The 14321-nt window shown below is 41.8% G+C and carries 16 protein-coding genes and 1 riboswitch; of the genes, 4 read left to right on the forward strand and 12 right to left on the reverse strand.

Going from position 1 to position 14321, the window contains the following annotated elements:
* Positions 1–18: 18 nt before the first annotated feature.
* Both ICN43_RS07870 and ICN43_RS07875 read right to left on the reverse strand, forming a co-directional pair.
* Entirely contained in the window at positions 19–702 is a 684-nt protein-coding gene (locus ICN43_RS07870) for a DUF3313 domain-containing protein (protein WP_216198412.1), read from the reverse strand.
* A 94-nt stretch (positions 703–796) separates the two neighbouring features.
* Positions 797–1144, reverse strand: a complete 348-nt coding sequence (locus ICN43_RS07875) for a hypothetical protein (protein ID WP_216198414.1) — start codon at positions 1142–1144, stop codon at positions 797–799.
* A gap of 86 nt (positions 1145–1230) precedes the next feature.
* Between ICN43_RS07875 and ICN43_RS07880 the strand changes: the two genes are divergently transcribed.
* Positions 1231–1608: a carboxymuconolactone decarboxylase family protein gene (locus ICN43_RS07880; protein ID WP_216198415.1), complete on the forward strand. Its 378-nt coding sequence runs from the start codon at positions 1231–1233 to the stop codon at positions 1606–1608.
* 246 nt (positions 1609–1854) lie between these two features.
* On the opposite strand, the gene ICN43_RS07885 is transcribed toward ICN43_RS07880, so the two are convergent.
* From ICN43_RS07885 to ICN43_RS07905, 5 genes are all read right to left on the reverse strand, one after another.
* Entirely contained in the window at positions 1855–2163 is a 309-nt protein-coding gene (locus ICN43_RS07885) for a hypothetical protein (protein ID WP_216198418.1), read from the reverse strand.
* Between the two features lie 287 nt (positions 2164–2450).
* On the reverse strand, positions 2451–3185 hold the full coding sequence (locus ICN43_RS07890; RefSeq protein ID WP_216198419.1) for an amino acid ABC transporter ATP-binding protein: 735 nt from the start codon (positions 3183–3185) through the stop codon (positions 2451–2453).
* Between the two features lie 30 nt (positions 3186–3215).
* The gene (locus ICN43_RS07895; RefSeq protein ID WP_216198421.1) at positions 3216–3884 is read right to left on the reverse strand and encodes an amino acid ABC transporter permease; all 669 of its coding nucleotides are present in this window, start codon (positions 3882–3884) and stop codon (positions 3216–3218) included.
* Positions 3885–3904: 20 nt separating this feature from the next.
* A complete protein-coding gene (locus ICN43_RS07900) occupies positions 3905–4693 on the reverse strand; it encodes an amino acid ABC transporter permease (protein ID WP_216198423.1) in 789 nt (262 codons plus the stop codon).
* Between the two features lie 32 nt (positions 4694–4725).
* Positions 4726–5625 carry an amino acid ABC transporter substrate-binding protein gene (locus ICN43_RS07905; RefSeq protein ID WP_216200008.1) on the reverse strand — a complete coding sequence of 300 codons (900 nt, stop codon included), beginning with the start codon at positions 5623–5625 and terminating at the stop codon, positions 4726–4728.
* A 272-nt stretch (positions 5626–5897) separates the two neighbouring features.
* Here ICN43_RS07905 and ICN43_RS07910 point away from each other — a divergent pair, with 272 nt between their 5' ends.
* Together ICN43_RS07910 and ICN43_RS07915 are read left to right on the forward strand one after the other, a co-directional pair.
* Complete coding sequence (locus ICN43_RS07910; protein WP_216198425.1) at positions 5898–6788, forward strand: TauD/TfdA family dioxygenase; 891 nt, start codon at positions 5898–5900, stop codon at positions 6786–6788.
* A 2-nt stretch (positions 6789–6790) separates the two neighbouring features.
* Positions 6791–7771 (forward strand): tripartite tricarboxylate transporter substrate-binding protein, encoded by a 981-nt coding sequence (locus ICN43_RS07915; RefSeq protein ID WP_216198426.1) that lies wholly within the window; start codon positions 6791–6793, stop codon positions 7769–7771.
* 173 nt (positions 7772–7944) lie between these two features.
* On the opposite strand, the gene ICN43_RS07920 is transcribed toward ICN43_RS07915, so the two are convergent.
* The 4 genes from ICN43_RS07920 to ICN43_RS07935 all read right to left on the reverse strand — a co-directional run bounded on the left by ICN43_RS07920 (position 7945) and on the right by ICN43_RS07935 (position 11691).
* Complete coding sequence (locus ICN43_RS07920) at positions 7945–9408, reverse strand: NAD-dependent succinate-semialdehyde dehydrogenase (protein WP_216198428.1); 1464 nt, start codon at positions 9406–9408, stop codon at positions 7945–7947.
* Positions 9409–9426: 18 nt separating this feature from the next.
* Positions 9427–10395: a tripartite tricarboxylate transporter substrate binding protein gene (locus tag ICN43_RS07925; RefSeq protein WP_216198430.1), complete on the reverse strand. Its 969-nt coding sequence runs from the start codon at positions 10393–10395 to the stop codon at positions 9427–9429.
* A gap of 321 nt (positions 10396–10716) precedes the next feature.
* On the reverse strand, positions 10717–10902 hold the full coding sequence (locus tag ICN43_RS07930) for a hypothetical protein (RefSeq protein WP_216198432.1): 186 nt from the start codon (positions 10900–10902) through the stop codon (positions 10717–10719).
* 116 nt (positions 10903–11018) lie between these two features.
* Positions 11019–11124: riboswitch (glycine riboswitch) on the reverse strand.
* Positions 11125–11376: 252 nt separating this feature from the next.
* On the reverse strand, positions 11377–11691 hold the full coding sequence (locus ICN43_RS07935; protein WP_216198434.1) for a hypothetical protein: 315 nt from the start codon (positions 11689–11691) through the stop codon (positions 11377–11379).
* Positions 11692–12283: 592 nt separating this feature from the next.
* Between ICN43_RS07935 and ICN43_RS07940 the strand changes: the two genes are divergently transcribed.
* A complete protein-coding gene (locus tag ICN43_RS07940; protein WP_216198436.1) occupies positions 12284–13519 on the forward strand; it encodes a lipopolysaccharide assembly protein LapB in 1236 nt (411 codons plus the stop codon).
* Between the two features lie 15 nt (positions 13520–13534).
* On the opposite strand, the gene ICN43_RS07945 is transcribed toward ICN43_RS07940, so the two are convergent.
* Positions 13535–14311 (reverse strand): alpha/beta hydrolase, encoded by a 777-nt coding sequence (locus tag ICN43_RS07945; protein WP_216198437.1) that lies wholly within the window; start codon positions 14309–14311, stop codon positions 13535–13537.
* Positions 14312–14321: the final 10 nt, after the last annotated feature.

Genomic DNA, 14321 nt, shown 5'->3' on the forward strand with positions numbered 1-14321 from the left:
TTTTGATGAACCCAAACTTTAAGGAGCGGTAGATCTTGGATCGGCAGAAGTCTCCAACGCTACCCTAACTACTTTTTTAGCCATAGCTACAAATGATTCAACCGAACCACCACCGGTTCTGAAAGACTCTCCTTGAATAGTTACCAAGCCCTCACCGATTACCTCTTTAGTTTGGCTATCAGTAATCTTGCTCTCAACCAACATTGCTGGAGTCTTGGAATTCACACCACCAGCATATGCAGCCGCATTCATTGCTAAACCAATTGGCGTGAAATTCCACGGCTGCAAACTGTCAGCAGAACTCTCTGCACCAGTAATACCAACAGAGATACGAGCTACTCCTGGGCCCGGCTGATTTACGATCCTAATGCTGCCGCGACTGTTCACCGCGCTCACCATTGAGTCTTGCAATGCCAACTTAGCCTGATTAATTGCCTCCGGAGAAATTTCCTTAGTTGCGTTCTGGTTTAAATAAATTGGATCCAAAATTACTGCCGTGTATGTACCTGGATTTACACCGGCCTTGCGATATCTCCAAATGCGAGTATCAGCCTCAGAGGTGGCAATGGGAACGAGTACTGAATAGTTTGGTAGAAAGCCAGACTTTGGCATGGGCTGACTTGCAAGTTTTGGGGTGTTGCTACAAGCTGCCAGCAAAGTAGCTACAGAGATTGCTAACACTAAAGAGCCTAATTTATTCATTTGTTATATCCAGTGGGTGGTTTATTTGCAATCTATCTTAAAGCGAGTTTTATCAAATCATACGCTTAAATACCTAGCTATATTCACTCCAACCCTATGGGGCCGGGCAAGGCATCAAGCCACCTGACTTTTGGTGCAATTGAGGCCTGCACTCTACTGGTACCAAAATAGGTTTTGAGGCCAATGATGGGCTAGAAGTAGATCCTTGAAGCACGTCAGCCTGAGTTACTTTTGATTGAGACACATTCAAAGCTGGAATATATTTATAAAATTCCTTATCAGTACCCGGGCATGGCATTAATGCACCAGTTTTAGCATTCATCACTGACTTACATTGGGGATCAGCCTGTAGCCTTGCCTCGAGCTTATCTGCAGAGCAGGCGCCTAGCAGGACAAGGACGGAGGACAACACGGCAATAGGTAAAGAGTGGACAATATTCATAAAAACCATTCTAGGCCAAACAGGGCTTGATGCATAGTGACAATATAGGGTGTTTATTCAATACGGCATATACAAAGGAGAACAAGATGAATAAAGAAGCATTTGAGAAAGGCTTAAAAACTCGTCGGGAGGTACTAGGTTCGGATTATGTAGACAACTCTATCAAGAATGCTGATGCATTCAATATGCCCTTGCAGGAATTAGTTACTGAATATTGCTGGAATGAAATTTGGAACCGTCCTGGTTTAGATCGAAGGACTAGAAGCATTATTAACCTATCAATGATTACAGCGTTAAATCGCCCCCATGAGCTCAAGCTTCATGTGAGAGGTGCTATCAACAATGGCTTAAGCAAAGAAGATATTCAGGAAGTATTTTTACAGGCCGCAATTTACTGTGGAGTGCCGGCAGCAATTGACAGTTTTAGATGTGCCAAGGAAGTCTTTACAGAAATGGGGATTTAAAGCTGAGTGACACATCAAGACTGGCCCGCTAAGCACGATTCGAACGCATAACCCATGTCTTAGAAGCTTTAAATAAGTGTAAGAAAACAAAAAATCTTTTAGGCAATAGTGGCGAGTAACAAAAAACCACCCGAAGGTGGTTTTTGTGTTTTTTGCTAGCATAAAGTAATTTTTTAGTTCAACGTATTTAAGTTTGCAAATACATTTTGCCAGCCATCCTTAGTTTCCTGATTTTGTCTTGTTTAATCAGCTTTTGGGATTCATGCGATAGAACACTAACAGATCACTTCTTTCTACGGGTGCCGCAAGATTGGATTGGATGTCAGCTAAAAAATCTGCAAAGTCTTTTGTATCTTCAAGGGACGCAGCCTGCTCTGCATTCTCCCAAATTCCGAAGCCTTCAACAATATTCATCGCTTGATTACCCACGATGATGACATCATGTAAATCAGGATGGCCTGCCAATACCTCTGTAGCAAACTGATGAAAGCGATCACAAACTTTTTGGAATGAGCCGGGCTTAGCTTGAAGTGACATGTGTGCAACGTGTGACATTTTATTTCCCCTATATTTGATTTGTGCGGCTAATGATATCAAGCCTAGATGATAGTTTAAATGGATGTTTGCACTAAATTAAGGCAGGGGGAAATCAGGTTTTGAATGATTTCATGTGCCAGCCCGACCTTTGGCCTTTCTAGCGCGATTCAAAAGTGCGATCTAAGCCTTAGAAGAAATCACAGTTTCTAGCCAATCTATATATTTAGATGGGTTTAAGTATAAAAAATGGGCCTTGTAATAGAAAAGTTGTGCCATAGAACTTGTAGCCAAAACAGAAACCTAGTTCAGTAATCCAATATTTTTGAGAGGAAGTCTTTGGCTCTCGGCGATCTCGCCTCTGGTTTGCCAAAGAAATCCTCCTTGCTACAGTCCTCAATGATCTTACCTTGATCCATAAAGATCACACGGTGACTCACCTTCCGAGCAAATCCCATCTCATGGGTGACGCAGCACATCGTCATTCCCTGATTAGCAAGCTTCACCATGACATCTAGCACCTCACCCACCATCTCAGGATCTAAGGCTGAAGTTGGCTCATCAAATAACATCACAATTGGATCCATGCTCAAGGCTCGTGCAATTGCTACCCGCTGCTGCTGACCACCTGACAACTGCCCGGGAAACTTATCTTTTTGAGCCATTAGCCCAACACGGTCTAAATACGTGAGGCCGTGCGTCTTGGCTTCATCTACTGATCTACCCAAGACTTTCATTTGAGCAAGTGTCAGATTCTCAGTAACACTGAGATGCGGGAAAAGCTCAAAGTGTTGAAACACCATGCCCACACGTGAACGGAGCCTCGGTAAGTTTGTTTTTGGGTCATGCAGAGCAACTCCATCAACTGTAATCTCACCTGCCTGAAAAGGCTCTAGAGCATTAATGGTTTTTATCAAGGTAGATTTGCCAGAGCCGGAAGGCCCACAAATCACCACAACCTCACCCTTTTTTATCGATGTGGAGCAGTCATTTAAGACTTGGAATGAGCCATACCATTTAGATACGTTTTGAAGTTCAATCATGATGATCTATTTATTTTGCACCTAATGAGATTAGCGAATAATGGCGACTCTAGCTTGTATCTTACGAACTACTTTAGAAAGCGAAAAACAAATTAAAAAGTAAGTTGCTGCAGCCAAAATATAGGTTTCAATTGGGCGACCATAATTTTTACCAGCAATCTCAAATCCTTTAAGTAAGTCGTATGCACCAATGGCATAAACCAAAGAGGTATCCTGAAATAAGACAATTGTTTGGGTCATAAAAACGGGAATCATGTTTCTAAAAGCTTGAGGCAAAACTACAAGGCGCATGTTCTGGCCATACGTCATACCCAAAGCTTCTCCCGCATAGCTTTGCCCCTTTGGTACAGATTGAATACCAGCACGAACAATCTCCGAGAAAAATGCTGCCTCAAATGCGATGAAAGTAATCGTCGCCGAGAGATCTGCGCCAATAGGTCTGCCAACCAATATAGGGATGAGCAAAAAAAACCAGAGAATCACCATCACCAAGGGAATTGACCTCATGGTATTCACATAAAAAGTAGCGGGATATACTAGGACCGGTTTTCCAGACAAGCGCATTAAAGCTAAAAATGTCCCAAAGAGAATGCCTCCAACCGTTGCAAAGACAGTCAGCTGAAAACTAAATAACAAGCCCTTCAAAATATAGTTGGTAAATAACTCCCAATTATAAAAACTCAGATCTAAGCTAAACATAAAATCGATCCCATTAAGGCCTAGTGAGCCAAGCTTGCATCATTAGAAACAATAAAACCTGGAATACGGTTACGTTTTTCAATCAGAGTCATCACTCGATTTACTGCAAAAGCAGAAAGAGCGTACAAGAGAGTCACTGCTAAGTAGATCTCAACGCCTTTAGATGTTTCTTCCTGTGCCTGCATCGCAAATAAAGTCAGCTCAGGTACAGAAACTGCAAAGGCTACTGAGGAGTTTTTAATGAGATTCATGCTCTCCGAAGTCAGTGGTGGCATGACAATCCGCAACGCCATCGGCAAGATAACGTAACGGTAACTTTGTGCAGTTGTTAAACCCAATGCAGTTGCAGCATCCGCTTGTCCGCTGGGGAGCGCCTGAATTCCTGCCCTAACTTGCTCAGCTATACGAGCAGATGTAAAAAATCCAAGAGCAATGCTCACTAAGCAATAGGATGGCAGAGACTTCAAGGGCAATACAAAAGAAGGAATAACGTGATACCAAAGAAATACTTGAACCAAGAGTGGAATGTTTCTAAATAGCTCCACCCAAGCTGTAGAAATATGAATTAGCCATCTATTCAGAGACTTGGTCGCTGGCAGAGTACGTAAAGTACCCATAACCGTCCCCAGAATTAAAGCAATCATCAAGCTAAGAGCCGCTACAGCTAAGGTCCAGCCCCAGGCCTTCATAAGCCAGTCCAAGTAGCTGGGATCACTATTTTGGGCTAAACCAAAAAGTGCGGAGAAGCAGTGATCAACCACCTCTCCGTCTAAGGTGTTCTTACAAAAAACACCTAAATCTAAGGACATAATATTGGCTTATATTTAGTAAGAGCTACCTATTATTTTTTGTTGTAGTCTTCAGCAGGCTTGTCGTTGAGATTAGCCCATGCGTTTTTAGTTGCTGGAGACAATTCAAGACCAACAACAATATTCTTTGGTGGAATTGGGGCTAAAAACCATTTATTCCAAAGCTTGGGCATATTTCCATTAGCCACAATCTTGGCAATTGCAGCATTCACAGTAGCCTTAAATTCTGGATCATTCTTAGGCACCATAATGGCAATAGGCTCAGTTGCCAGAACCTCACCAACAATCTTGAAGTCCTTAGGGTTTTTTGAGTTGGCAATATTGCCAGCAAGAATTGAACCATCCATTACAAAAGCATCTGCGCGACCCGACTCTAACAATAGGAAGCTATCAGCATGATCCTTACCAAATACTTCGTCAAAATTAACGCCATTGGCTTTTTCATGTTTTCGTAATAACTGTACGGATGTGGTACCAGTAGTTGTAGCAACCTTTTTACCTGCTAGCTGAGAGATTGAAGTAATACCAGAATTTGCTTTAACTGCAATCCGGACCTCTTCAACGTAAAGGGTGTTTGCAAAACCAACATCTTTGGCTCTTGCACTATTGTTCGTTGTGGTACCACACTCAATATCAACTGTGCCATTTTGAACTAATGGAACACGATTTTGTGAAGTAACCGGCTGGTAGTTGATTCGCAGTGTACTCAAACCCAGCTTATCCTTTACATCAGCCAAAATCATGCGGCATACCTCAACATGATAGCCATCAAAGCGACTATCCCCAGTGGTGTATGACATTGGAATGGATGATTCTCGAACGCCCATTGTCACTGCACCGCTGGATTTAATTTTATCGAGTGTTGGGCTTGCGGCATATGCGTTGAGCGAACCTAACAACAAGATGGCCGACACTAGATAATTGCCACTCATTTTTTTACTTTGCATGATTCTCCCTTTAGCAATATAAAAACCAATTTACTTTTACTTAGTATAAACACCTACAAAAATTAGGTACATCAACAAATCAGATAACCGGATACTAAATCCATGAAGGCGTATGAACTCCATCCTAAATAAATGATGTTAATGCTAGAGCCTATGGTTTACCCCAAATAGGCCTTATTAAACGTTAAAAAATGGTTTTTTGGTTATATGCTCTAGTCTTATCTACCAAGGAACATTTAAATGAGAAAGGGTTCGCTATGAATAAGGCCACAGATACAACAAATGGGGGACTTAAAGTTGTTCCCAGTCAAAATTTGCTGGGTGCCGATATCTATGGAGTTAACCTAAAACTACCTCTCTCAAGCGAGGATAAGCAATTTATTGAAAAGGCCTGGGCAGACAATTTAGTCCTGAGATTTAGGGGTCAAGAAAATGTTACTCCTCAAGAATTAACGCAATTCTCCAACGCATTGGGAGATCTTGATAAAAGACCTGTTCGTGGAACTGTTAATGGTGGCTACAACGATTTACCGCTAGAAATTAATGTCATCTCAAATATCATTGGAGATGACGGAAAGCCTATTGGTGGCCTAGGATCTTACGAGGCAGATTGGCATACAGATATGTCATATGTTGATATACCGCCTAAGGGTTGCGTTCTTTACTCCGTAGAAATTCCCCCTACAGGCGGCAATACATCATTTGTCAATATGTATGAGGCTTACAACAGGCTGTCCGATAAAACAAAACAAAAAATTGCGAACTTGAAGTGCATACATGACGCAAGTAAAAATAGCACAGGAGAATTGCGTCAAGGATTCACCGAAGTAACTGACCCAAGAAATGCTGTGGGCGCTTCCCACCCACTAGTCCGCATTCATCCTGTCACTCAACAGAAATGTCTCTTTTTAGGACGAAGAAAAAATGCCTATATAGTTGGCTTACCTTTAAACGAGAGCGAAGAGTTACTGGATGAACTATGGGCAGCTAGTACCGACCCTGAATTAAAGTGGACTCAAGTCTGGCAGCTTGGTGATGCCATTCTATGGGATAACCGCTGTACGATGCATCAACGTGACTCCTTTGATGCTTCAAGTAGACGCTTAATGTATCGCACACAAATTCGTGGTGAATTGGTAATGGGCTAAAAATGACAAAATTAATTAAGAATTTAAGCTGGTGTCTAGCCCTAGGATGGGGAATACTTTCTTCTTACAGCGCCCTTGCACAGCAAAACTATCCAGATAAACCTATTACCCTTGTTGTTCCCTACGCACCTGCAGGGTCAGCCGATGTATTTGCGAGAATTCTTAGCCAAGAACTAGGCAAAGAATTAGGCCAAAGCATCATAGTCAATAATCAAGCAGGAGCCGCCGGCAATGTAGGAGCAGCTCTTGTAGCACGCTCACCATCCGATGGATATACCTTGCTTTTTGGAACTGCAGCAATTGCGATTGCACCATCTGTTTATAAAAACCTTAACTACGATGCTGAGAAAGATTTACAAGCTATCGCATTAGTCGGAAGCTCCCCCGCTCTTGTTCTCACCACACCAGCTGGACCAAATACAATTGACCAACTTATCGCCCAAGTAAAAGCACAGCCTGGAGTATATAGCTATGCTGCCTCCGGGATAGGGAGTGCAACGCATATCGTTGCAGAATACTTTAACCAAAAAGCAAATATAGATGCATTTGCAGTTCCCTATAAAGGTGCTGGACCAGCCAAACAAGGGCTTATGTCTGATTTACATCTCTATACTTTTGAAACAGCCAGCTCTGCAATAAGCCTTGTGAAATCCGGGAAGCTAAAAGCAATTGCCTTAGCTACCGATCAACGTTCACCTCTTTTACCGAATGTACCTACGATTGCAGAGTCTGGAATTCAAGGTGTGAGTGCCGGAACTTGGAATATGGTTTTTGCTCCAGAAAAGACACCAAAATTCATCATAGATAAATTGAATGTCGCGATAAATAAAGTTTTGTCAAATCCAATAGTCGCAAAAAAACTTCATGAATTAGTGATCGATATAAATGCATCATCAACTCCCATGAGTGCTGAGGCTTATTTAAAATCAGAAACTTTGCGATGGAAAGAGCTGGTAAGTTTCTCCAAAGTAAAAACAAACTAAAAATCTTTTAGGATAAAAAACTAAGCTCTTGGTTAATTTATGTTTTGCTAACCCTTAACTCTTCATTTATCGACTAAATCGATAAAGTAATGGTTACTGGGTTATTTGGCCAGCCCACAATCAAATACGAATGGAGAAAATGTGATTATCGAGTATCCATTATTTATGAATCACTAATCATCGACCCCACCAATAGATAGGCGTTTTAGGTGAAGGTACTCCTCGATGCCATACTTGGAACCCTCCGCACCAATCCCAGATTGTTTAGTGCCTCCAAATGGGGCCACTTCGGTTGCAAATACCCCTTTATTGATTCCTACTACCCCAACCTCTAATCGCTCTGAAACTCTAAACATTCGACCAATATTTGTTGTATGCACATAGGCAGCAAGGCCGTAGTCTGTGTCATTAGCTAGATCAATAACCTCTTCTTCAGTTTTGAATTTGGCAATCGCCGCTAAAGGACCAAAGGTCTCCTCTGAATACAGTCGCATTTTATTGTTGAGATTTAACAAGATCGTAGGTTCATAAAAATTTGCACCCAGAGCATGACGCTTACCCCCGATAAGTAATTGAGCGCCATGTGATAAGGCATCTTTCACATGGGATTCCATCTTATCGACTGCGTGTTGGTCAATCAGCGGACCTTGAGTAACTCCATCGCCGAATCCGTCTCCCACTTTTAATTCCTGAACTGCCTCCAAAAAATGCTGTACGAATTGATCATAAATAGATTCTTGTACATAAATACGATTAGCACAAACACAAGTTTGCCCAGAATTGCGAAACTTGCATGAAACAGCATCCTTTACTGCTTTTTTAATATCGGCATCATCAAAGACTATGAATGGTGAGTTTCCGCCGAGCTCTAGAGAAAGTTTTTTAATGGAATCACTGCTTTGTCGCATCAATATCTTTCCAACCTCAGTCGAGCCGGTAAAGGTTATCTTGCGAACAATACGATTAGTAGTTAACTCCATTCCAATGGCCTCAGGCTCACCAGTGACCAAATTAAAAACACCCTTGGGGACTCCTGCTTGCTGCGCAAGTGCAGCAAGGGCAATTGCCGAATATGGTGTCTGCTCTGCAGGCTTCAGTACCACGGTACATCCAGCAGCTAGGGCAGTGGCAACCTTTCTGGTGACCATAGCGCTAGGCATATTCCATGGCGTGATAGCGCCACACACGCCGATAGGTTCTTTTAGAACAATTGTTCTGGAATCCCGTTGCGGCTGAGGAATGACGTCCCCATAAATTCGTTTACCCTCTTCCGCATACCAATCAATAAAGCTAGCAGCATAGGTGACCTCATTTTTAGCATCGTTTAGGGGGCGACCTTGCTCTAGGGTCATCATGGCTGCAAGATCATCTTTATGTTCAAGCACCAAGTCATGCCAGCGACGCAAAATGACCCCTCGGTCACGGGCGGTTGTTTCTCGCCATCCACGCCAAGCACTCTGTGCGGCATGTATAGCTCGCCTAGTTTCTGAAGCACCCATATTTGGGATTGTGCCCAACAACCCTCCCGATGCAGGGTTGAGCACGCTCAGAGTCTGATTGGAATCAGCCCCACACCAGATACCATCTATTAACCCCTGCTCGCGAAAGAGAGATTGATTTTTTAGACTTATGAGCATGTGATTGCAATCATAAAATTACTCACTGATTTTTGCCTCTTTGGCAATCTTAGTCCAATGGTCAAGCTCTTTGCGCACTTGTTCAGTAAATTGCTCAGGTGAATTACCAACCGCGATCGCACCTTCACTGGCTAATTTTTGCTTCACATCAGGCATGGCCAATATTCTTTGAATATCTGCATTTAACTTAGCAATAATAGGTTGAGGAGTTCCAGCTGGGGCAAATACTCCATACCAAGAATCAGACATGAAATTGTTAAGGCCCGCTTCGGCAAAGGTGGGAACTGAAGGAATTGCTGGGTCTCTTTGTGGAGCGGCGACTGCAATTGCGCGCAAGGACCCAGTACGTATTTGCTGTAGTACGCTAGGGGTTAATGTGAACATCATATCAACGTGTCCGCCAACAACATCAATTAACGCTGGAGCAGCTCCTTTATAAGGAACATGGACAATATCAACTCCCGCGCGTAACTTAAACATTTCGCCAGTCATATGAGCGGAGCTTCCAGAGCCAAAGGAAGCGTAACGTAAAGATCCAGGTTTTTTATTTGCCAGATCAATCAATTCTTTTAAGTTTTGTGCTGGCACATTTGGATTAACCACCAAAACAAATGGCGATGCACCAAAATTACTGACGCTAGCGAAATCTTTTAAGGGGTCATATGACAATTTAGAATTTATTGCTGGATTCATGGTTTGTGTACCAGTAGTTCCGAGCAGTAATGTGTACCCATCGGCTGGTGACTTTGCGACAAATTGTGCAGCAATACCACCCGCGGCGCCAGCACGATTTTCGATAATTACTGACTGCGAGGTAACTGTAGCCAACTTATCTCCAAGCATCCTTCCAAGAATATCGGCCGTTCCTCCAGGAGGAAATGGCACGATTAACTTAATTGGTTTATTGGGGTAAGCCTGAGCATGAGCAATGGAAGCGCAAATAAAGAACAAAGACAAAAAGCCAACTAACTTAGAGAAGAATTTCATACAAAACCCTTTAAATAAAGTGTAATTTCTTAACTGTAACTTGGTGATGACGCTTAATTGTGTGCGCCCAAATACTACCCATAGTATGTCGTATTTAGTAGGCCGCCAATAAGGAATTTACATATTTCTAGGGGTTTTTCCTGAGCTAGTATCTAAGAATATAAGCATTGAACAAGCAAAGCTATGTACCAGGCAAAACTTAGCCTATGTTTTATATCTGACACGTAATTTATGTAGTTGGCCTACCCAGTACGATTTGAGCGTGCGATCTGCAGCTTAAATAAACCCCAGTCGTTTCTAGCTTGGGTTATTGATTGACCATCAGGCTGGAGCAAGTGACTTTGACGACTTACAGAAATCCACAATTAACTCTGAAAAGCCGAGGTAACGAGCATTTGTTTTTCTAAAGCCCTCCAATTCAGCAATTGTTGGTGAAACAACATTTTTATATCCGGCATCATCATATCCAGGATGAAAAGAGGCTTCTTGGACTAGTTTATTGATCATGATGAACATCCTTTTTCAGTCAGTGAAAATTGAATCAATTAATCTGTATTACCAAAAACTGCATTAGCTTGGAAGTGTGCGCATGCGAAATCTCCTAAAGTGCCATATCAATATGGGTGCCGCCGCCCTGCCCCTAATTCCTAAGAGATGCGCACTACAGCGTGGCTGAGTACTTGCTCCTTCGGTGCACCATCGAGATGGTGACTCTCCAGACAGCTATTTAGGATCAGCAGTGCCCCCTGGAAGATACTTAGCGTTCATGGGAGTTTGCGCCTTCGGTGGAGATAAGATCTGACTCTCCTGCCTACAAAATGTATATCCTTTAAAGGAGCATCTATTCGAGCATTATTTAAGGCAAATGGTACTTTGGAGAAATACCAGTTAGATTGAAAAACTTACCAGAGCGCTATCTGAGCCGTATAACTAAGCTTAAAAGCATTTTTTTAAAAGGATTTGAACTGGCGCTGGAAACGACTAAGCCTTGATCTTAGGCTCAGTCATTGACATGAGCTCAGCCTGTGTCATTTTGGAGCCAACCACGTTTTTAATAAGATGGACAACCACTTCGCAAGCAAAAGTTTTGAGCTTCTCTCTGCTAGACAGATTCATGCCACGTGAAAGAGAAATCAAAATATCGTTGGGATTAATGTTTCTTAAATTTGGATGATCCATCTTGGTCATTTGCATCATATGAATCAAAGCTTCGCCCGCGTTGGCATTCTTAATAAAATGGACGTTGTAGAGTTGACTCATATTCTGAATCAGACTTGCTTCGATATTGACGGCCATAAAATGTCCCGGTGAAAGATTGCTATCAAACCAATTGTAATAATCTTTTACTCAAATAAGCAAGGTGTCTAGAGATGGGATATCTGGCCTGCCCAGCACGATTCGAAGGTGCGACCTATGCCCTTAGAGGAAATAGTGGCCGCTAGAAATATCAAAGAATTGAACGGCTGAAGTTAAAATACATAAACCGTGCAATGCCTAAGTCTTATTGTTCGAATTATTTTTAATCTTTTATCTCAAAGTTAAGCCAAATTACGAACTCAATTAATGAATTTTATAGACTTGAGACATCGATCGTTAGCCGCATTAAACAATTCTTTAAGATGTAGATTACCAAATCCCTTCTTCTTTGGAGTGGCAGTAAAAAATAAGTCGGCCCAATTTTGGGCGCGCCAACCCACTAAATGCCGATCACCTTATTACAAACTAGAATCTCAATACGGCAAGATTTTAGATTAGATTCATCAAGGTCACATAGCTAAATAGGTTAATATTTGAGCTTAACCAACGGAGAAGCGCTTGTCTCTTAATACTTTTATGTTTTATATGAAGAAAAATGCGGCAATTACTTGAGCGGTTAAAAACTCTCCTAATGCAACTGCCAGACTGGCAAGTTTTTACAGATCGGGCAAAAAAATTCCTTATCTCTATCAGCTCAATTGCTGGGGGAATTATCTTTATAGGATTTCTTTGGAACAGTATCTTAGTAAATAGTGTTGAGATAGAACCCATTAAAGTCCCTGATGGATTTTTGCAAAAGGGCTACAGCTCTGAAATTGCCACAACCCAGATCCTTGATGAAGTTTCAAAAATTAGGGAGATTTCAACCGTAAATTTACAAAGCAATAATATAAAGTCTAAGCCGCCTGGGGAGGAGCTATCTAAGCTGCAGTCTCAGCCATTAGTGGGTGGAATTGATATCAATATGATTAGATCATTAATTCAAACATCACTTGGGATTCGTAAGGAAAAAATCTCAAGCGAAATTACCACCTCCGAGATGAATGGAAAAATTACTTATCTGATAAGAATGCGATCAAGTGCCGAAAATAAACTTTTGGTAGATTTTAATTCGGATAAAGATATTCCTGAATTACTTCGCAAGATAGCTATTAAGCTAGTTGAGAGAGTTGATCCCGTTGCAGCAGCATCGTACTATCGCTGGAAAAAAGATTACAAAAACTCCTTTAGGTTAATCGAGGAAGCGCTAAAAGATGACCGGTTTGAGGATGATCTTTATGCATTGAATAATCGTGCTTCAATGTATATTCAGCTTAAGAAATTTGATCTTGCTCAAGGCGATCTTGATCGCGTATTTTCTATTGATTCCCATTTTGCTTGGTCAATTAATGTCCAAAGTTACTTGTTCAATGAAATTGGAAAACATCAAGAGGCCCTTGCGTGGGCAAAGCGTGCACAGAAGGCACTGCCAGACCGTTGGCAGCCTTATGCAAATACTGGTGATGCATATAAGGGAATGGATGAACCTGCCAAAGCTAAAGTTGAGTATCTTAAGGCTCTAGATCGAAATCCTAATTGGGTGATCCAATATATAGAGCTTATTGATTTTTTCTCCTCGATAAATGATGAAAAAAATCTTGAGCAAACTTTTTTGAAGGCAATTAGGAAATTTCCGAGAAGTCCAGAGATATTACTGAAATACACGAAACATCTCATCGAAAGACAGCGGCTTGAACAAGCTGCGAATTATCTTAACCTCGCCTATCAAGAATCTCCTAATAATCCTGAGATATGGGATGTCTATATAAAATTTGCCGGTCCAAAAGATAAGGCAATTGAGCAAGAGATAAAGAAAAAAATGAATTGATAACTGATGTAATCGTTATTGCTTGACTCGTAAAATCCATTCAAGCACTTGATCAGAAGCAACCTCGGGTGTCGTGGCGTGATTTGCTTCGACAACTAAGTACTGACTTAATGGATTTGGGGGAGCCTTTTCATAGGCGTAGCCGGGACCATCGCGATACAACGGATCTTTTGTTCCAATAACCCACATAAATGGCACTGATTTCTTAAAGCGAGATGCTGATAAGCCCATGTTCCCAAGCCCATCAGGCCTGAAATAACTATACAAAACATCAGAGCGAATCGAGAAATTTTTTCGCTCGCCTTGATTTAGGTCTGTGAACTCAATTAATGCTTCTGGTTTTCCCTCAGTTATTTGTTTATTAGCAGCTTCAAGCAGTGATCGATTCATACCCATCTGATACATCTCGTATGGCGAATGACCTGGCGCTAGTGCGATAACTCCGTCGATATTACCAAAGACTGACTGATAGGCAATTGATGCATTAGCGCCGAAACTTTGACCGCCCAAGAATATGCTTTTATAACCTTTTTCTCTATAGCTACGCACTGAATCGGAGAGTCTTACCAGGGCGCCATCGTATGTTTCATCGTAATTACGATTTCTTGACCAAGGCATCTCCCTAAGCTCTACGTCGCAAACCCGCTGAATTTTGTCAGCAAGAACTTTTAAGTATGGCGATTTTGGTCCACCCCATTTTCCGTGCATGACTATAACAATACAATCTTGAGCATAAGTAGAAATAGAAAACACAACCAATAACGCACCAAGAGTGAACTTTAATAATCGCATATACGCCGTC

Source organism: Polynucleobacter sp. UK-Mo-2m-Kol15 (assembly GCF_018881505.1).
Classification (GTDB): Bacteria; Pseudomonadota; Gammaproteobacteria; order Burkholderiales; family Burkholderiaceae; genus Polynucleobacter.